The following is a 17,060-nucleotide window of genomic DNA, read 5'->3' as shown; positions in this document are numbered from 1 at the left end:
GGATTGTTCGGGAACGGTTAGTAGTTTCGGCGAAGAGATCGCCGGTGGAGAAATATATGTGCGGAATTGTCGGAATTGTCGGAACCCAGCCCGTTGCTGAACGGCTTGTCGATGCGCTGAAGCGTCTCGAATATCGCGGTTACGATTCGGCTGGTGTCGCCACCATCGACAATGGCGCGATGGACCGTCGCCGGGCGGAAGGCAAGCTGTTCAACCTGGAGAAGAGACTTTCGGAAGAGCCGCTGCCGGGCGTGGTCGGCATCGCTCACACCCGCTGGGCGACGCACGGTGTTCCCAACGAAACCAATGCCCATCCGCATTTCGTCGATGGCGTTGCCGTCGTGCATAACGGCATCATCGAAAACTTCGCCGAACTGCGTGAAGAGCTGACCGCCGGGGGCGCAAGCTTCACCACCCAGACCGATACCGAAGTGGTGGCGCAGCTTCTGGCGAAATATACCCGCGAGGGTCTTGGCCATCGCGAGGCGATGCTGAAGATGCTGAACCGCGTGACCGGCGCCTATGCGCTGGTCGTCATGTTCAAGGACGATCCCGGCACGCTGCTTTCGGCGCGCTCCGGCCCGCCGCTTGCCGTCGGTTACGGGCGGGGCGAAATGTTCCTTGGTTCCGACGCCATCGCGCTGTCGCCCTTCACCAACGAGATCACCTATCTGGTGGATGGCGACTGCGCCATCGTGACCCGGCAGGGTGCGGAAATCATCGATTTCGCCGGCAAGCCGGTGAAGCGCGAGCGTCAAATCTCGCAGGCGACGGCCTATGTGGTCGATAAGGGCAACCATCGCCACTTCATGGAAAAGGAAATCTACGAGCAGCCGGAAGTCATTTCCCATGCGCTCAGCCACTATGTGGATTTCGCTTCCAAGACCGTGAAGCAGGCGGACACGGCCATCGATTTCGCCAAGCTTTCCGGCCTTGCCATTTCCGCCTGCGGCACGGCCTATCTGTCCGGCCTGATCGGCAAATACTGGTTCGAGCGTTATGCCCGTCTGCCGGTGGAAATCGATGTCGCCTCGGAATTCCGTTACCGCGAAATCCCGCTCGTTCCCACGCAGGCTGCGCTGTTCATTTCGCAATCGGGCGAAACCGCCGATACGCTGGCGGCCCTGCGTTATTGCCAGCAGGAAGGGCTGAAGATCGGCGCGGTGGTCAACACGCGTGAATCCACCATGGCACGCGAATCCGATGCGATCTTCCCGATCCTTGCCGGTCCGGAAATCGGCGTCGCCTCCACCAAGGCCTTCACCTGCCAGCTTGCCGTGCTCGCTTCGCTCGCCGTTGCCGCCGGAAAAGCGCGCGGTACGGTCACGGCCCAGCAGGAAACCGAACTGGTTCGCCATCTCACCGAGATGCCGCGCATCATGAGCAAGGTTCTCAACAGCATCCAGCCGCAGATCGAAGCGCTGTCACGCGATCTGTCGCGTTTCAAGGACGTGCTTTATCTGGGCCGCGGCACCAGCTTCCCGCTGGCGCTGGAAGGCGCGCTGAAGCTCAAGGAAATCTCCTATATCCACGCCGAAGGTTATGCCGCCGGCGAGCTGAAGCATGGGCCTATCGCGCTGATTGACGAGAACATGCCCGTCATCGTCATCGCGCCGCATGACCGTTTCTTCGAAAAGACCGTTTCGAACATGCAGGAGGTCGCCGCGCGCGGCGGCCGCATCATCTTCATCACCGATGAGAAGGGCGCCGCCGCATCCAAGCTCGACACCATGGCGACGATCACGCTGCCCAATGTCGATGAGCTTATTGCGCCGATGGTGTTCTCGCTGCCGATCCAGCTGCTCGCCTATCACACCGCCGTCTTCATGGGCACGGATGTGGACCAGCCGCGCAATCTGGCTAAATCGGTAACTGTGGAATGATCATCCGGCCTGAGCGTCAGGGCGATGAAGAGGCGATTGCTCGCGTTACGGAAGATGCTTTCCGTAACGTCGATTACAGCGACAAGACGGAACATCTGATCGTCGAGCGGTTGCGCAGGGCGGGCGCGCTCACCGTTTCACTGGTTGCCGAGGATAGCGAAGGCATCATCGGCCATGTCGGTTTTTCGCCGGTGACGCTGACCAGCGGCGAGACCGGCTGGTTCTGCCTCGCGCCCCTTTCCGTAACGCCGGAACGGCAGGGGCAGGGCGTCGGCTCCAGGCTGGTGCGGGACGGGCTTGCCGTTCTGGAGCGTCTGAATGCTTCCGGCGTGGTCGTCGCGGGCGATCCGGACTACTATGGCCGCTTCGGTTTTCGCCATGTCGAAGGGGTGAAGGCGGAAGGGATTCCTGACGAATATTTCACAGTTCTTCGCTTGCATGGTGGAACTCCATCCGGCATTGTCGGTTTTCATCCGGGTTTCGATGGCGACAACGCTTAATTCCGAACGGTAAATGACCGATATTCCAGTCAAAATTTCATTCGCAGCCCGGCTGCGCAATAGTTTCCTCACGGGCGTTCTGATCCTCGCGCCCGTCACCATCACCATGTGGCTGGTGTGGAGCTTCCTGCAATGGGCCGATAGCTGGGTGAAGCCCTATATTCCCGCCCGTTATGATCCCGAGCAATATTTCGATGTGGCTATTCCCGGTTTCGGCCTGCTGATCGCCGTCATCGGCATCACCCTCATCGGCTTTCTCGGCAATAACCTCATCGGTAAATGGATTTTCGGCGTCGGCGAATCCATCCTCAACCGCATGCCGCTGGTGCGGCCGATCTACAAGAGCATCAAGCAGCTGTTCGAATCCGTTCTGAAAGAGCATTCGAACTCCTTCAAAAAGGTCGGCCTGATCGAGTTTCCGTCATCCGGCACCTGGGCGATGGTGTTCGTTGCCTCCGAGGCCAAGGGCGAGCTTGCCCATCGTTTCAATGAAATGGGGCAGCAGATGGTCGCCGTCTTCCTGCCGCCGACACCGGTGCCGACAGCCGGTTTTCTGCTGTTCGTGCCGAAAGACAAGATCGTGATGCTGGATATGACGCCGGAAGATGCGGCGAAACTGCTGATATCCGGCGGTCTGGTGGCCCCGGATTTCAAGCCGCCGAAGATGATTGCGCCGGTTTGAACGCATTCGCAAGGCGCTAGATTCCTTCCTCCATTCTCACGGAGCGAGGTAAAGCCATACGGTTGACGAACCAATGTGGTTCACCAATAATCACAGTGAACCAACAAGGGTTGCGATTATGACTGCATTTACTGTGCGTCTACCTGATGAGGTTGCCGACAAACTCGACCAATTGGCGGAAAAACTTGACCGGTCGCGATCCTACATGGCGGCGCGGGCGATTGAGGACTTTATCGCCCGCGAGGAGTGGCAGCTTGCCGAGATCGAGGCGGGTGTGGCGGAAGCCGATCGCGGCGAGTTCGGGACAGCTGAGGATCTCGCAAACATTGTCGGGAAATATGTAAAATCCGCCCGGCCGTCATGAGTGACCGGCGAATTCGTTGGACCTTACGGGCGCTGCGACGGCTCGATGAAATTGGTGCGCATATTGAAAAGGATAATCCAGCGGCTGCGGCCCGGGTAATTTCCCGCATTGTTTCAGCGGTTGATATGTTGGTGGAACAGCCAGCCATGGGGCGGGTCGGACGCATCAGAGGAACACGGGAAGCCGTGCTTCCCGACATTTCCTACATCATTGCCTATCGTGTGGACGAGGATATCGAAATTTTGACGATCATCCACACATCGCAGCGGTGGCCTTCGGCGCTTTAGCCCAACAGTCTCCGGACTTTATGGTCAGTCCTCGTCATCCAGATCATCCACCTCTGTTCCGGTTGTCGTGGCGTGGAACACGGGAACGAAAAGCCGCATATAGACCAGTCGCACGCTCCAGCCTTCTTCCAGCGCCTGCCTCCAGGCCTTCTTGCGGCCGGGCTTCTTGAACGCCTTGCCGATCGCCTTTTTCGCACTCTTCGCAAATGTCTCGGGCTGCAGGATATTCTGCGGTGAACAGAGCGCGTAGCCCTTGCGGAAGGCGGGTGGCGGGCGGCGTGGGTCGATCATGTTCATGGCGGTTCACTTTCAGCCGGCGTGCAGGAAGCGGATCGCTTCGTCGCGGCGGTGCAAATAGAGCAGGGTACGTAGCGCATTGCCGCGTGGACCTGTCAGTTCGGGGTCACGCTCAATGACGTAGGCTGCGTCCTTGCGGGCGATTTCCAGAAGGTCGGCATGGGCTTCGAGGCTTGCGATGCGGAAGCCCGGCGTGCCGGACTGGCGGGTGCCGAGCAGCTCGCCTTCACCGCGCAGCTTCAAATCCTCCTCGGCGATCAGGAAGCCGTCTTCACTGTCGCGCAGGATGGAGAGCCGGGCACGACCGTTTTCGCTGAGCGGGCCTTTATAGAGCAGGATGCAGGTGGAGGCCTCGTCGCCGCGCCCCACACGGCCGCGCAGCTGGTGAAGCTGGGCGAGGCCGAAACGCTCGGCGTGTTCGATGACCATGATCGTCGCGTCCGGCACGTCGACGCCCACTTCCACCACGGTCGTCGCTACCAGCAGCCGGGTTTCGCCGTTCTTGAAGGCGAGCATGGCGGCGTCCTTCTCCGGGCCGCTCATGCGTCCGTGGATGAGGCCGATATTGGCGCCGAGCATCTGCGAGAGAACCGCGTGCCGTTCTTCCGCCGACATCAGGTCGGATTCTTCCGTTTCCTCCACCAACGGGCAGATCCAGTAGGCCTTCTTGCCTTCCTTCAGTGCCGCGCGCAGTCGCTCGACAATATCGCCTATCCGTTCGGTGGGGATCGTCACGGTCTGGATGGGTTTGCGGCCCGCCGGTTTTTCGGTGAGCTTGGAGACATCCATGTCCCCGAAAGCAGCCAGAACCAGCGTGCGTGGAATGGGCGTGGCTGTCATGACCAGCATATGCGGCGTGATGCCCTTGGCGGTGAGGCGCAGGCGCTGGTGCACACCGAAGCGATGCTGCTCGTCCACCACTGCCAGCACGAGATTCCTGTAACTCACGCTGTCCTGAAACAGCGCATGGGTGCCGATGACGATCTGCGCTTCGCCGGAAGCGACGCGCTCCTCGATCTCGCGGCGCTCCTTGCCCTTGGTGCGGCCGGTCAGCACTTCGACGGTGATGCCTGCTGCCTGAGCGAGTTTGGAGATGGTGGCGTAATGCTGCCGGGCAAGGATTTCGGTCGGCGCCATCAGCACCGCCTGTCCGCCGGCTTCCACGGCCGTTGCCATCGCCATCAGCGCCACCAGCGTCTTGCCGGCGCCGACATCGCCCTGCAGCAGGCGTAACATGCGGTCTTCGCCGGCCATGTCGGTCAGGATATCTTTCACCGCAGCGCTCTGGGTCGCCGTCAGCGAGAAGGGCAGTTGCGACAGGATTTTGGCGGCGATATCACCCTTGGCGCGGATCGGCTGGCCCGCCACCTTGCGTAGCCGCTGGCGCACCAGCGCCAGTGACAATTGTCCGGCCAGAAATTCGTCATAGGCAAGCCGCCTGCGCGCCGGTGCCTGCGGCTCGATATCGGCGCTGTCGCGCGGATCATGCAGCTCGCGGAAGCTCGAGGCCACATCGCCGAATCCCTGGCGGGTCTTGAGCGTCTCATCGATCCATTCAGGAAAAACCGGCAGCTTTGAAAGCCCGCCTTCGATTGCCTTGCGCAGCACCTTGGCAGACAGCCCGGCGGTCATGGGATAAACGGCTTCCACCGAAGGCAGGTTTTCCGCCTCGGAAAGCTTTACCATGAAATCCGGATGCACCATGGAGGCGCGGCCGTTGAACCAGTCCACCTTGCCGCTGACGAGAACTTCTTCATCAACGGGCAGGGCCTTGGACAGCCAGTCGCCCTTGGCGCGGAAGAAGGTCAGCGCCAGTTCACCGGTTTCGTCATGCAGAAAAACGCGATAGGGCGCGTTGCGGTTTCCCGGCGGTGGCGGCTGGTGGCGGTCGATGCGTCCCTGAATGGTGACAATGGCGCCGGGTGCTGCCAGCGCAATGCCGGGGCGGTTGCGGCGGTCGATGACGTTGGATGGCGCGTGGAAGAGGAGATCGATGACGCGGGTGTCGTCGGCGCTTTCCCGGCTGAGCAGCTTGGCCAGAAGATCGGCAAGTTTCGGCCCCACACCGGCAAGGGTGGAGACGGAGGCAAACAGCGGATCAAGAATGGCCGGGCGCATGGGTCAGCAAAATCGGGGAAGGGGGCGGCTTATGCAAGACTTCGCTGGCCACAAAGGCGGGTTATCACCGGCAGATTTTCACCGCCGTGGCATTATTTCGATAAAAACCGGTTCCCAAGCGTTCGCCTCCTGTTCTATAGGAGGTCGTAATGGACGGCACAAAGATTGAGCAGCAGGCTGCAAGTTCGAAGCCTGCTGTTTTCCGTGACGCTCACCTCTCCTCATCCCTGTGCTTGTCACAGGGATCCAGTCAGCCCAAGTCCTTGGGCTGAAAGGAGTCTCTCCGCCGCGCCGACGCGCGTCGGCTGGATTCCTGTGACGAGCACAGGAATGAGGGGGTGGATGGCGTGTCAGGTGAAATCATGTGCTGCAAACCGATACGGGAAGGAAAATGCGATGACTGGACTGGTGCGCACGAGTGCCGACCTCGATCCGAGACGCCGGCGGATTCTTTACCGCTGCTGGCATCGGGGCATTCGCGAGATGGATCTGGTGCTCGGGCAATTCGCGGAAGACAATATTGCCGGGCTTTCCGATGAGCAGCTCGACGAGTTGGAAGTCATCATGGCGGAAGAGGATAACGACCTCGTCAAGATGGTGACCGGCGCCCTTGCCATACCGGAAAAATTTCAGACCCCGCTGTTCGAGAAGATCGCCTCCTACCGTCCCGATTTCGATCTCGTTACCACTGACACCCTGAAAGCGTGAGAATATGATAGCCGGATTCGATGCAAAGCTGGTGTCGTCGGCCGATACGCCGCTGACCATCGGAAACGTGCCTTCCGGCATGGAAGCCCTTTTGCTTGCCGATATGGCGCGGGCCGGCACGTCGGTCGCCTATGTAATGTCGGATGGCCAGCGGGTCGCCGATCTCGAACAGATCCTCGGTTTCGTCGCACCTGATATTCCGGTGATGACGCTTCCCGCCTGGGACTGCCTTCCCTATGACCGCGTATCACCGAGCGCTGACACCTCAGCGCGCCGGCTGGCGGCGCTTGCCGGTCTCATCGCCCATGCGAAGAAACCGCATCCGGCCATCGTGCTCGTCACCGTCAACGCCATGCTGCAGAAGATGGCGCCGTGCGACATTATTGAGAGTCTCGGCTTTTCTGCCAAACCCGGCAATCAGATCCGCATGGAGGAGATTGCCGCGCGGCTGGAGCGCAACGGTTTCGACCGGGTGGCGACGGTGCGCGAAGTGGGTGAATTTGCCGTGCGCGGCGGCATTCTCGACGTCTTCGTGCCGGGCACCGAAGAGCCGGTGCGGCTCGATTTCTTCGGCGATACGCTGGAAAGCATCCGCACCTTTGATCCGGCCAGCCAGCGCACCATCGGTCAGGCGCGCTCGCTCGATCTGAACCCGATGAGCGAAGTGACGCTGACGCCGGATACGATCAGCCGGTTCCGCAAGAATTACCTGTCGCTGTTCGGCGCGGCGACGCGAGACGATGCGCTTTATCAGGCCGTCTCCGAAGGCCGCCGTTATGCCGGCATGGAGCACTGGCTGCCGCTGTTTTACGAGCAGCTGGAAACCGCCTTCGATTATCTGAAGGGCTTCCGCATCGTCACCGACCATACGGCGCGGGAGGCGGCGAAAGAACGCTCCAAGCTGGTGCTCGATTATTACGATGCGCGCCGCAGTTCCGGCGAAACCAAGGGCTCGACGCAGGGCGCGCCCTATAAGCCGGTTTCGCCCGGCCAACTCTATCTCGATGGCAAGAGTTTCGATGCCGCACTGGCTGCCGTCAATGCGGTACGCCTGACGCCCTTCAACGAGCAGGACAGCGAAGGCCGCCCAGTCGCGACGCTCGACGCCCATGTCGGGCCGCGCTGGGCGCGTCCGCCAACCGAAGGCGAGAGCGAAGAACGGGTCAATGTTTTCGATCTGGCCGTGAAGCACATTGCCGAACGCCGCGCCAAGGGCTGGAAGGTGCTGATCACCGGCTGGTCGGAAGGTTCGCTCGACCGGTTGTTGCAGGTGCTGAACGAGCACGGGCTTGAGAAGATCAAGCCGGTCACCTCGCTGAAAGAGGTGGAGAAGCTCGGCAAGGGCGAGGCGGCCTCGGCGGTTCTCAGCCTTGAGGCCGGGTTCGAGACCGGAACGCTGGCCGTTATCGGCGAGCAGGATATTCTCGGCGACCGCATGGTACGCCGCTCCAAGCGTCGCAAGCGCGGTGCGGATTTCATCTCGGAAGTGGCGGGGCTGGATGAGGGCTCGCTGGTCGTCCATGCCGAACATGGCATCGGCCGTTTCGTCGGCCTGCGGACCATCGAGGCGGCGGGTGCGCCGCGGGCCTGTCTGGAACTGCATTATGCCGATGACGCCAAGCTGTTCCTGCCCGTTGAAAACATCGATCTTCTGTCCCGTTACGGTTCGGATGCGGCGGAGGCGCAGCTGGACAAGCTTGGCGGCGGCGCATGGCAGATGCGCAAGGCCAAGCTCAAGAAGCGCCTGCTGGACATGGCAGACGAGCTTATCCGCATTGCCGCCGCGCGCCTGGTGCGCCATGCGCCGGTGCTGACAGCCCCCGACGGGCTTTACGACGAATTCGCCGCCCGTTTCCCCTATGACGAGACGGAAGACCAGCTTAACGCGATTGAGTCGATCCGCGAGGATTTGGGCGCCGGCCGACCGATGGATCGGCTCATCTGTGGCGATGTCGGTTTCGGCAAGACGGAAGTGGCGCTCCGCGCCGCTTTTCTCGCCGCCATGAACGGCGTGCAGGTGGCGGTGGTGGTGCCGACCACGCTGCTTTCCCGCCAGCATTTCCGCACCTTCTCGGAACGTTTCCGTGGGTTGCCGATCCGGGTGCAGCAGGCTTCGCGTCTCGTCGGCTCCAAGGAACTGGCGCTGACCAAGAAGGAAGTTGCTGACGGAAAGACGGATATCGTCGTCGGCACCCATGCGCTGCTCGGCGCGGGCATCAGCTTCGCAAATCTCGGCCTGCTGATCATCGATGAAGAGCAGCATTTCGGCGTCAAGCACAAGGAGCGCCTGAAAGAGCTGAAGAGCGACGTGCATGTGCTGACGCTTTCTGCAACGCCCATTCCGCGCACCTTGCAGCTGGCCATGACGGGCGTGCGCGAGTTGTCGCTCATCACCACGCCGCCGGTGGACCGTATGGCCGTTCGTACCTTCATTTCGCCCTTCGATCCGCTGGTGATCCGCGAAACGCTGATGCGCGAACATTATCGCGGCGGCCAGAGTTTCTATGTCTGCCCGCGCCTTGCCGATCTTGCCGATATTCACGCTTTCCTGCAATCGGATGTGCCGGAGCTGAAGGTAGCGGTGGCGCATGGCCAGATGCCGGCCGGCGAACTCGAAGACATCATGAATGCCTTTTATGACGGCAAATATGATGTGCTGCTGTCGACCACCATCGTCGAATCCGGCCTTGATGTGCCGACTGCCAATACGCTGATCGTGCACCGTGCCGATATGTTCGGCCTTGCCCAACTTTACCAGCTGCGCGGCCGTGTCGGACGCTCCAAGGTGCGCGCCTTCGCGCTCTTCACCCTGCCGGTCAACAAGGTGTTGACGACGATGGCGGAGCGGCGGCTGAAGGTGCTGCAATCGCTCGATACGCTCGGTGCCGGCTTCCAGCTGGCGAGCCACGACCTCGATATTCGCGGTGCGGGCAACCTGCTCGGCGAGGAACAGTCCGGCCATATCAAGGAAGTTGGTTTCGAGCTTTACCAGCAGATGCTGGAAGAGGCGGTTGCAGAAGTGAAGGGTGACGAGCAGGTGCAGGATAGCGGCTGGTCGCCGCAAATCTCGGTTGGCACCTCCGTCATGATCCCGGAAGACTACGTGCCGGATCTGCATCTGCGCATGGGTCTTTACCGCCGTCTCGGCGAGCTTGCGGATATCAGCGAGATCGATGGTTTCGGTGCGGAAATGATCGACCGTTTCGGCCCGCTGCCGAAAGAGGTGCAGCATCTCCTCAAGATCGTCTACATCAAGTCGCTCTGCCGCATCGCCAATGTCGAGAAGGTGGATGCCGGGCCGAAGGGCGTGGTCGTGCAGTTCCGCAACAAGGAATTCCCCAATCCGGCAGCGTTGGTCGCTTATATCGGCAAGCAGGGCTCGATGGCGAAGATCCGCCCCGATCACAGTCTGTTCCTGACACGCGATCTGCCGACGCCGGAAAAGCGGCTGACGGGCGCGGCGATGATCATGACACAGCTCGCGGAACTGGCGCGTTCCTGACGGGAGCGTTGGTGGGTGGGGTTTACCCCCCTCTGCCCTGCCGGGCATCTCCCCCTCAAGGGGGGAGATCGATATGCGGCGGGGTTTCGACTATCTTAACGGTCGAGAATGAAGCGGCGAGAGATCGTCCTGTCGATCTCCCCCCTTGAGGGGGAGATGCCCGGCAGGGCAGAGGGGGGTAAAGCCCCACCCACCCTCGGCCTGCTAACAAATGGCCAATCCCCGAAAAATCCAACCCGCAAGGCTCAGCAAAAATTACCACGATGTAACCAAACGGACATGCGCCGGTAGTCTTCGCGGGCGTAGTCTAAGCTTCATACCCGGTGCGGCGGATCGGTAGATGCCGCCGGGTGATGAAGGAGCAGGACGATGTGGACCAACATTAACAGGTTTGCCACCGCTGGTCTGGTTGCCTTGACAATTGCGGGCACCACAATTGCCACCACCAGCCAGGCGGAAGCGCGCAATAATTTCGGCCGCGGCCTTGCCGCCGGCATTGCCGGCACGATCATTGGCGGAGCGCTGATTGCGGGTGCAAGACACCCGGGTTATGCTTACGGCCCCGCCTATTACGCGCCTGACTACGGTCCGCCTGTTTACGCTTCCCCGGCTTATGGCCCGCCGGTTGTTTACCAGCCGGCCTACCCGCGCTGCCACGTGGCGTGGAGGCAGAACGCCTGGGGCGATATGTATCGGGTCAGGGTTTGTGATTGATCGAATGCCATGCCGGCGACGCGAATACGCGTTGCCGGTTCTTCGCATTCGTTGGGCTTCAGCGCCCGTCTTCCGGCGTGATGCCGACGGCAACGTTCTGGTCGGTGGCAGCGATCGAAGCGGGCAGCGGCACCTTTCTCTGCTTCTCGCGGATCAGCGTCAACAGGCCGGAGCCGACGATGAGGGCGATGCCGACCAGCATCCAACCGTCGATACGGTCGCCGAAAATCAGGTAACCGAACAGGATGGCCCAGAGCATCTGGCTATATTGCGTCGGGCCGATCATGGCGGCGGGCGCATATTGGGCGGCATACATGACCAGCACGTTGCCAAGCGCGCCGAGCAGGCCATATCCCGCCAGCAGCAGCCATTGCTCGCCCGCTGGCATGACGAAAGTCGGCACCATGGCGATGCCGCTTATGGTGAGACAGCCGAGCACGCCGGCACCATAAAGCGAGACGTTCTTTTCCGACGGTCCCATGGCGCGGAAGATGACGATGCTGAGCGCACCGCTGAAGCCGCCGATGATGGCGCCGAGGTGGCCGATGCCGAGTTCGCGGAAGCCCGGACGCAGGATGACCAGCACGCCGAGGAAACCGATGATGACGGCCGACCAGCGCTTGATGCCCACCTGTTCCTTCAGGAACACCACCGACATGATGGTGACGAAGGAAGGAAGCAGGAAGATCAGCGCGAAGGCTTCCGCCATGGAAAGATGGGTGAAAGCGGTCACGCTGCCCACTGCGCCGGTGCCGGCCGCAAAAAAGCGGATGATCCACAAAGGGCGGTTCGTCGTCTTCACCACGTCCACCCAGTGATCATTGCGCTTGCGGATGAAGGGAAGGGCGACGAGGCCGAAAAGGGCGCCGAAGAAGGCCGATTCGATCGGTGAAATCTGGCCTTCTATAAGTTTAACGCTTGCATCGCTCCAGGCGTAGGCAGCGAAGGCGGCAAAGGCGAGCAGAATGCCTTTCAGGGTCTGGTCGGACACGGAAACACCGGCGAAAAATCGAGTTGATGAAAACTGCCGGTGGTTTGACCGTCAGTTCATCGATCTATGCTCGTCCGCCTTGATTTTTGCAATATCCCGCAGTGCAGCAATCAATACATCCGGCGTTTGTGCACCGCTTATGGCGTATTTCTGGTCGATGATGAAGAAGGGCACGCCGGCGACGCCCATCTGCTGCGCCGCATCGATTTCGGCGATGACGGTGTCCTTGTCGGCGTCGGAGGCAAGAAGCCGCGCCACGACCTTGGCGTCCATGCCGGATTTTTCGGCCACATCGGTCAGAACCGCGTGATCGCCGATGTTGCGCCCTTCCTCGAAATTGGCCTTGAACAGGGCGGTGACGACTTTTTCCTGGACGTCGCGGCCTTCGGAATGCGCCCAGAGCGACAGCCGATGGGCATCGAGCGTGTTCGGGCCGATCTTGATCGCATCGAAATCATAATTGATGCCGACTTCCCTGCCGAGCTGTACCAGCGTGGCATGCGCCTGTTCGAGGCGTTCCTTGCCGAGCTTTTCCTCGAGAGCGGCTTTCTGGTCGACGCCTTCAGGCGGGTAATCCGGGTTGAGGCGGTATGGACGCCAGTTCACGTCGACGCTGATTTCGTCCTGCACCTCGGCAATGGCGAGATCGAGCCTTGCCTTGCCGAGATAACACCACGGGCAGACCATATCCGATACGACGTCGACAACGATGCGTTCCATGGTTTTATCTTCCCTTTTCTCTGCCGGGGATGGGTGCGGTGCGGTTTATTGCGCCCGCGCATCCCACCAGGTCTGTTTCTGATTGCCGGATATCGGCGTCATATCCGGGCGGTCGATATATTTCCAGCGGGCCACCCATTGCGCGCCGATATAATAGAGCGGAATGACATAGTGGCCGGCAACGAGAAGGCGGTCGTAACCGCGCACCGCCGCCTGAAAATCCTCCGTCGACCTTGCCTGCAGCAGGACCTCGATCATGCGGTCTATATCGGGATTTGCAGCACCCGCATAGTTGAAGCTGCCCTGCGCATCCCGCGAGAGCGAACTCCAGCGGTTGAGCTGTTCCATGCCCGGTGAGAGCGAGGAGGGCAGGGAGCGGATGATCATGTCATAGTCGAAGCTGTTCGAGCGGGCCTGATATTGCCCGTCATCGACCGAGCGGATGCCCATGGCGACGCCGATCAGGTTGAGCGAACGCTGATAGGCAAGCGCGATGCGCTCCTGCGCCGGGTTCTGGGTCATGATTTCGAAGGCAAGCTGACGGCCGTTGGCGTCGGACATCCTGCCGTTCTTGATGCTGTAGCCAGCCTCTTTCAGCTTGTCGACGGCCATTTTCAGAACTTTGCGGTCCGCGCCGGTGCTATCGGTGGTCGGCATGGCATAGGTTCCCGCCAGCAGTTCCGGCGGCATGGATTTCGCCGCGTCGCCAAGCAGGGCAAGCTCGCGCTCGTCTGCGGCATTGCCGTAGGCCCCGAGCGGGGAGTTCTGCCAATAACTCTGCGTGCGCTTGAAGGACCCGCCGAGGATGTTCTTGTTCATCCATTCGAAATCGAGCGCATAGGACAGGCCCTCGCGCACCTTTTCGTCGGCGAAGACGGCGCGGCGGGTGTTGAAAACGAGGCCGAACATGCCGGTGGGCAGACGCGGCTGGAAGACGTCCTTGACGATATCGCCGCGATGGACGGCCGGGAAATTGTAAGCCTGTCCCCAGTGGGAGGTATCGGAAGTGCCGTTGATGGCGTCGCCTTCAGGATAAATGTCGATATCACCCTTCTTGAAGGCCTCGAACATGGTGGTGACCTGAAGGAAATAGGTGACGCTGATCTCGTCGTAATTATCGAAGCCGACCTTGCCGGGAATATCCTTGCCCCAATAGTCCGGGTTCCGCTCCCAGATGATTCGTTCGCCCGGCCGCAGGGTTTTGATTCGGTATGGACCTGAGCCGACGACCGGGCCGAGGCCCGCCTGCTCGAATTTTTCCGGATCGATCGCATGTTTCGGCAGGATCGGGGTGGAGGAGGCGAGAATGAGCGGCGTTTCGCGGTTCGCCTTGTCATTGAAGGTGAAACGTACGCTGCGATCGCCGATCTTTTCCAGCTTCGCCACACCGTCCAGACGGGTATTGAAGGGCGGGCGGCCTTTTTCCTTCAGGAGATTGAAGGTGAAGATGACGTCATCTGCGGTCACCGGCTCGCCGTCGGACCATTTTGCCTTCGGGTTGAGGTTGAACTGGACGAAGCTGCGCTCCTCATCCCACTCTGCGGTTTCGGCGAGCAGGCCGTAAAGGCTGAAAGGCTCGTCGCTGGAGCGCAGCATCAGCGGTTCGTAAAGAAGATTGCCGAATTCCGGGTCCCAGACGCCGCGTGCGGTAGTGCGCATTCCCTTGAGAACGAAGGGATTGAGGCTGTCGAAGGTGCCGACGACGCCATAGGAGATTCGGCCGCCTTTCTTCACGTCCGGATTGACGTAAGGGAAGTGGCGGAAATCTGCCGGCATGGCAGGCGTGCCATGCATGGAAATGCCGTGAAGCGGCTGTGCCAGGGCGGTTCCGGCGGGAAGCAGGGATGATCCCAGAAGGAACAATGCGGGGATGAAGGCCGCAAGGTTGCGCATGTCACTATCCTGTCTCAACGATCAGTCCGATATGTGGACCTGACCGGTTTATCGTCATGATTCTGGCAGATATGTAGCACACGGACATTGCATGACCCATGCAACGGCGGGAAATCTTGGGTCAGCTCAAGAAAAAGTTAAAGAAGTGCTGGATATCGCCGCGATCGGCATGTAACAGGGGGACCGGAAGAGACGGGTCACGCATTTGCCTCATTTAAACGACAGTTGAACGGGCAGAAGGATACCGCCATCGGCGAACAGGATCTTGCGGTTCTGTTCTGGCAGACATTCAGGAGACGGAACTCTTATGATGCACAAGGCAAACACATTCACCCGGACGGCTCTGTCCGCTCTGGTCCTTTCTCTCGGCGCAATGTCCGCTCCGGCCATCTCGCAGGCGCAGGATGCCGCGCCCGCCGCTCAGGGCGCTGGCGCTCCGCCGCTCGGCTGGTTCAAGACCTGCTCCAAGCAGGAAGACAACGATGTCTGCGTCGTGCAGAACGTGGTTCTTGCCCAGAACGGCCAGATGATCACCGCCGTCGGCCTCATCACCGTTGAAGGCAAGGTCAACCGCAAGCTGCTGCAGGTCTCCGTTCCGACCGCGCGTCTCGTTCCTCCGGGCGTGATGATGCAGATCGACGGCGGCAAGGGCCAGAAGCTCGATTACGCCGTTTGCCTTCCTGACAAGTGCACGGCTGAAGTTCCGCTGACGGACGCCATGATCGCCTCCCTGAAGAAGGGTAGCGAGGTGGTCTTCACCTCCATCAACTTCCGCCGCGCGCCGAACCCCATCAAGATCGCGCTCTCCGGCTTCACCGGCGCTTATGACGGCCCGGCGATCACCCAGTCGCAGCTTGCCGAAAGCCAGCGCAGCCTGCAGGAAGGCATGCAGAAGAAGGCTGAAGAGGCTCGCAAGAAGCTGGAAGCCGCACAGGACGCCGCCAAGGGCGCGCCGAAGCCCTGATTGCAGCGTAAGCTCCAAAAACAGGAAAACCGGTCTGGCGACAGACCGGTTTTTTTATGCCCCTGGGAGGTAGGGGAGAAATTTGGCGGGCGTCAATGCGCCGTCGACATTTTCGGGCGCCATTCGCCGTTCGGCGCCTTGTCGAAGATGCGGCCGATATTGGGATTTCGGAGCGGCGTCTCGTTTTCGTCGTGGACGAGGTTCTGTTCGGAAACATAGGCGACATATTCCGTCTCCTCGTTTTCAGCCAGAAGATGATAGAAGGGCTGGTCGCGATCCGGCCTGATTTCCGCAGGGATGGCATTCCACCATTCCTCGGTATTGGCATATTCCGGGTCCACGTCGATCACCACACCGCGGAACGGAAACACCTTGTGGCGGACGATTTCGCCAAGCGTGAATTTTGCGTTTCTTTGTTTCATGGCATGTACTTCCTTTCCCAATACTAGGTGGTATCGGAATGCGAAATATCAAGACCTAGCGGTTTTGGCGCCGGTCTGGCTTCCGCGTTCAGCGCCTTATGCCGATGGGCGCGGTGGCGATGATGACGCCGCCGGTGACCAGCACGATGCCGACGGCGTGATAGGTCTCGAAAGTCTCCCCCAGAAACAGCGTGGCCATGAGGATCGAGACCGGCGGCATCATGTAAAGCGTGACGCCAGCGGTGGCGGGACCGAAGACGCGCACCGTATGAGTGAAGCAATAAAAGGCCAATAGTGAGGCAAACAGGATGATGCCGCCGATCTTGGCCCAGGCCATTGGCGTGGCGGGCAACATGCCGCCCTGCGCCAGTTCCAGAGCCGCCGGCGGCAGAAGCACGAGCGCGCCGGAAAAGGCGATCAGGCCGAAAAGGCTGAACGAGGCCATCTGCCGTGCGGCAGGATCGCGCAGCAGCAGCGAATAGACCGCAAAGGCGATGGCCGCCGTCAGGATCGCGAAATCGCCAATGTTGAAATTCAGGTGCCAGAGAGCGGACATATCGCCCTTGAGCACGATGGCCGCCACGCCGGCAAAGGCGATGACCATGCCCGCCACTTCCAGCTTCCGGATCGGGCGGCCCTGGAAGACGCGCTGGAACAGGATGATGAACAGCGAGGACGTGGTGTAGATCAGCGTGCCGTTGGCGGCCGTCGTCATGGTCAGCCCCCAATAGACCACGCCGCCGCAGATGCCCATGCCGAGAATGCCGAGGACGAGCCAGAGCAGCGTTTTCCGCCGCACGAAGGCAAGGCAGTTGCGCCAGTCGGCGATCATGAAGGGGGCGATGATGAGGGTCGAGCCGATCCAGCGGATGAAGGCGGCGATGAAAGGCGAGACTTCGCCGACGACGCCACGGCCGAAAATGACATTGCTGGAGAAAAAGAACGGCACCGCCAGAAAGATGAGCCAGTCCGTGAGGCGCGTTTGCTGAGAGGCTGGCTTGTTCGACATTCTTCG

At 60.6% G+C, this 17,060-nt stretch carries 16 protein-coding genes; 9 read left to right on the top strand and 7 right to left on the bottom strand.

Annotated features, from left to right (window positions below):
* Nucleotides 1-56 precede the first annotated feature (56 nt).
* From glmS to AGR7B_RS08570, 5 genes are all read left to right on the top strand, one after another.
* Nucleotides 57-1,883 carry a glutamine--fructose-6-phosphate transaminase (isomerizing) gene (glmS, locus tag AGR7B_RS08590; RefSeq protein ID WP_080856468.1) on the top strand — a complete coding sequence of 609 codons (1,827 nt, stop codon included), beginning with the start codon at nucleotides 57-59 and terminating at the stop codon, nucleotides 1,881-1,883.
* Nucleotides 1,880-2,383, top strand: coding sequence for a GNAT family N-acetyltransferase (locus tag AGR7B_RS08585; RefSeq protein ID WP_080856467.1), 504 nt, complete (start codon nucleotides 1,880-1,882; stop codon nucleotides 2,381-2,383). Before glmS ends, AGR7B_RS08585 begins: the two co-directional genes overlap by 4 nt.
* A gap of 13 nt (nucleotides 2,384-2,396) precedes the next feature.
* A complete protein-coding gene (locus AGR7B_RS08580) occupies nucleotides 2,397-3,065 on the top strand; it encodes a DUF502 domain-containing protein (RefSeq protein ID WP_059760288.1) in 669 nt (222 codons plus the stop codon).
* Nucleotides 3,066-3,180: 115 nt separating this feature from the next.
* A complete protein-coding gene (locus AGR7B_RS08575; protein ID WP_161987887.1) occupies nucleotides 3,181-3,429 on the top strand; it encodes a CopG family ribbon-helix-helix protein in 249 nt (82 codons plus the stop codon).
* Nucleotides 3,426-3,716, top strand: coding sequence for a type II toxin-antitoxin system RelE/ParE family toxin (locus AGR7B_RS08570; protein WP_065655168.1), 291 nt, complete (start codon nucleotides 3,426-3,428; stop codon nucleotides 3,714-3,716). The genes AGR7B_RS08575 and AGR7B_RS08570 overlap by 4 nt, the downstream gene beginning before the upstream one ends.
* A gap of 24 nt (nucleotides 3,717-3,740) precedes the next feature.
* Here AGR7B_RS08570 and AGR7B_RS08565 read toward each other — a convergent pair whose 3' ends face one another.
* Together AGR7B_RS08565 and recG are read right to left on the bottom strand one after the other, a co-directional pair.
* Nucleotides 3,741-4,013: a hypothetical protein gene (locus tag AGR7B_RS08565; RefSeq protein WP_065655167.1), complete on the bottom strand. Its 273-nt coding sequence runs from the start codon at nucleotides 4,011-4,013 to the stop codon at nucleotides 3,741-3,743.
* Between the two features lie 12 nt (nucleotides 4,014-4,025).
* Nucleotides 4,026-6,131, bottom strand: a complete 2,106-nt coding sequence (gene recG / locus AGR7B_RS08560; protein ID WP_080856466.1) for an ATP-dependent DNA helicase RecG — start codon at nucleotides 6,129-6,131, stop codon at nucleotides 4,026-4,028.
* A 396-nt stretch (nucleotides 6,132-6,527) separates the two neighbouring features.
* Between recG and AGR7B_RS08555 the strand changes: the two genes are divergently transcribed.
* The 3 genes from AGR7B_RS08555 (at nucleotide 6,528) to AGR7B_RS08540 (ending at nucleotide 11,055) form a co-directional block, all read left to right on the top strand.
* A complete protein-coding gene (locus AGR7B_RS08555) occupies nucleotides 6,528-6,839 on the top strand; it encodes an FAD assembly factor SdhE (protein WP_077982075.1) in 312 nt (103 codons plus the stop codon).
* Nucleotides 6,840-6,843: 4 nt separating this feature from the next.
* A complete protein-coding gene (gene mfd / locus AGR7B_RS08550; RefSeq protein ID WP_080856465.1) occupies nucleotides 6,844-10,341 on the top strand; it encodes a transcription-repair coupling factor in 3,498 nt (1,165 codons plus the stop codon).
* 369 nt (nucleotides 10,342-10,710) lie between these two features.
* Nucleotides 10,711-11,055 (top strand): hypothetical protein, encoded by a 345-nt coding sequence (locus AGR7B_RS08540; protein ID WP_078052684.1) that lies wholly within the window; start codon nucleotides 10,711-10,713, stop codon nucleotides 11,053-11,055.
* Nucleotides 11,056-11,113: 58 nt separating this feature from the next.
* Here the strand turns inward: AGR7B_RS08540 and AGR7B_RS08535 are convergent, their stop codons facing one another.
* From AGR7B_RS08535 to AGR7B_RS08525, 3 genes are read right to left on the bottom strand one after another with little or no spacing between them, the layout of a single operon-like run.
* The gene (locus AGR7B_RS08535; protein WP_080856464.1) at nucleotides 11,114-12,046 is read right to left on the bottom strand and encodes a DMT family transporter; all 933 of its coding nucleotides are present in this window, start codon (nucleotides 12,044-12,046) and stop codon (nucleotides 11,114-11,116) included.
* A 51-nt stretch (nucleotides 12,047-12,097) separates the two neighbouring features.
* Nucleotides 12,098-12,766, bottom strand: coding sequence for a DsbA family oxidoreductase (locus AGR7B_RS08530; protein WP_065655161.1), 669 nt, complete (start codon nucleotides 12,764-12,766; stop codon nucleotides 12,098-12,100).
* A gap of 45 nt (nucleotides 12,767-12,811) precedes the next feature.
* Nucleotides 12,812-14,659 carry an extracellular solute-binding protein gene (locus AGR7B_RS08525; RefSeq protein ID WP_080856463.1) on the bottom strand — a complete coding sequence of 616 codons (1,848 nt, stop codon included), beginning with the start codon at nucleotides 14,657-14,659 and terminating at the stop codon, nucleotides 12,812-12,814.
* A gap of 307 nt (nucleotides 14,660-14,966) precedes the next feature.
* Between AGR7B_RS08525 and AGR7B_RS08520 the strand changes: the two genes are divergently transcribed.
* Entirely contained in the window at nucleotides 14,967-15,623 is a 657-nt protein-coding gene (locus AGR7B_RS08520; protein ID WP_003523420.1) for an invasion associated locus B family protein, read from the top strand.
* A 92-nt stretch (nucleotides 15,624-15,715) separates the two neighbouring features.
* On the opposite strand, the gene hspQ is transcribed toward AGR7B_RS08520, so the two are convergent.
* Both hspQ and AGR7B_RS08510 read right to left on the bottom strand, forming a co-directional pair.
* Complete coding sequence (hspQ, locus tag AGR7B_RS08515; RefSeq protein ID WP_003523419.1) at nucleotides 15,716-16,045, bottom strand: heat shock protein HspQ; 330 nt, start codon at nucleotides 16,043-16,045, stop codon at nucleotides 15,716-15,718.
* A gap of 88 nt (nucleotides 16,046-16,133) precedes the next feature.
* Nucleotides 16,134-17,054, bottom strand: coding sequence for a DMT family transporter (locus tag AGR7B_RS08510; protein ID WP_080856462.1), 921 nt, complete (start codon nucleotides 17,052-17,054; stop codon nucleotides 16,134-16,136).
* Nucleotides 17,055-17,060: the final 6 nt, after the last annotated feature.

The sequence above is a fragment of the Agrobacterium deltaense RV3 genome (assembly GCF_900013505.1).
GTDB lineage: Bacteria > Pseudomonadota > Alphaproteobacteria > Rhizobiales > Rhizobiaceae > Agrobacterium > Agrobacterium leguminum.
Note: the sequence above shows the minus strand (reverse complement) of the source record. Positions and strands in the feature narration are given on the sequence as shown.

What these genes read in the sequence shown, in the direction of transcription:
- glmS (WP_080856468.1), top strand. Translation starts at nt 57, where the DNA reads ATGTGCGGAATTGTCGGAATTGTCGGAACCCAGCCCGTTGCTGAACGG.
- AGR7B_RS08585 (WP_080856467.1), top strand. Translation starts at nt 1,880, where the DNA reads ATGATCATCCGGCCTGAGCGTCAGGGCGATGAAGAGGCGATTGCTCGC.
- AGR7B_RS08580 (WP_059760288.1), top strand. Translation starts at nt 2,397, where the DNA reads ATGACCGATATTCCAGTCAAAATTTCATTCGCAGCCCGGCTGCGCAAT.
- AGR7B_RS08570 (WP_065655168.1), top strand. Translation starts at nt 3,426, where the DNA reads ATGAGTGACCGGCGAATTCGTTGGACCTTACGGGCGCTGCGACGGCTC.
- AGR7B_RS08565 (WP_065655167.1), bottom strand. Translation starts at nt 4,013, where the DNA reads ATGAACATGATCGACCCACGCCGCCCGCCACCCGCCTTCCGCAAGGGC.
- recG (WP_080856466.1), bottom strand. Translation starts at nt 6,131, where the DNA reads ATGCGCCCGGCCATTCTTGATCCGCTGTTTGCCTCCGTCTCCACCCTT.
- AGR7B_RS08555 (WP_077982075.1), top strand. Translation starts at nt 6,528, where the DNA reads ATGACTGGACTGGTGCGCACGAGTGCCGACCTCGATCCGAGACGCCGG.
- mfd (WP_080856465.1), top strand. Translation starts at nt 6,844, where the DNA reads ATGATAGCCGGATTCGATGCAAAGCTGGTGTCGTCGGCCGATACGCCG.
- AGR7B_RS08540 (WP_078052684.1), top strand. Translation starts at nt 10,711, where the DNA reads ATGTGGACCAACATTAACAGGTTTGCCACCGCTGGTCTGGTTGCCTTG.
- AGR7B_RS08530 (WP_065655161.1), bottom strand. Translation starts at nt 12,766, where the DNA reads ATGGAACGCATCGTTGTCGACGTCGTATCGGATATGGTCTGCCCGTGG.
- AGR7B_RS08525 (WP_080856463.1), bottom strand. Translation starts at nt 14,659, where the DNA reads ATGCGCAACCTTGCGGCCTTCATCCCCGCATTGTTCCTTCTGGGATCA.
- AGR7B_RS08520 (WP_003523420.1), top strand. Translation starts at nt 14,967, where the DNA reads ATGATGCACAAGGCAAACACATTCACCCGGACGGCTCTGTCCGCTCTG.
- hspQ (WP_003523419.1), bottom strand. Translation starts at nt 16,045, where the DNA reads ATGAAACAAAGAAACGCAAAATTCACGCTTGGCGAAATCGTCCGCCAC.
- AGR7B_RS08510 (WP_080856462.1), bottom strand. Translation starts at nt 17,054, where the DNA reads ATGTCGAACAAGCCAGCCTCTCAGCAAACGCGCCTCACGGACTGGCTC.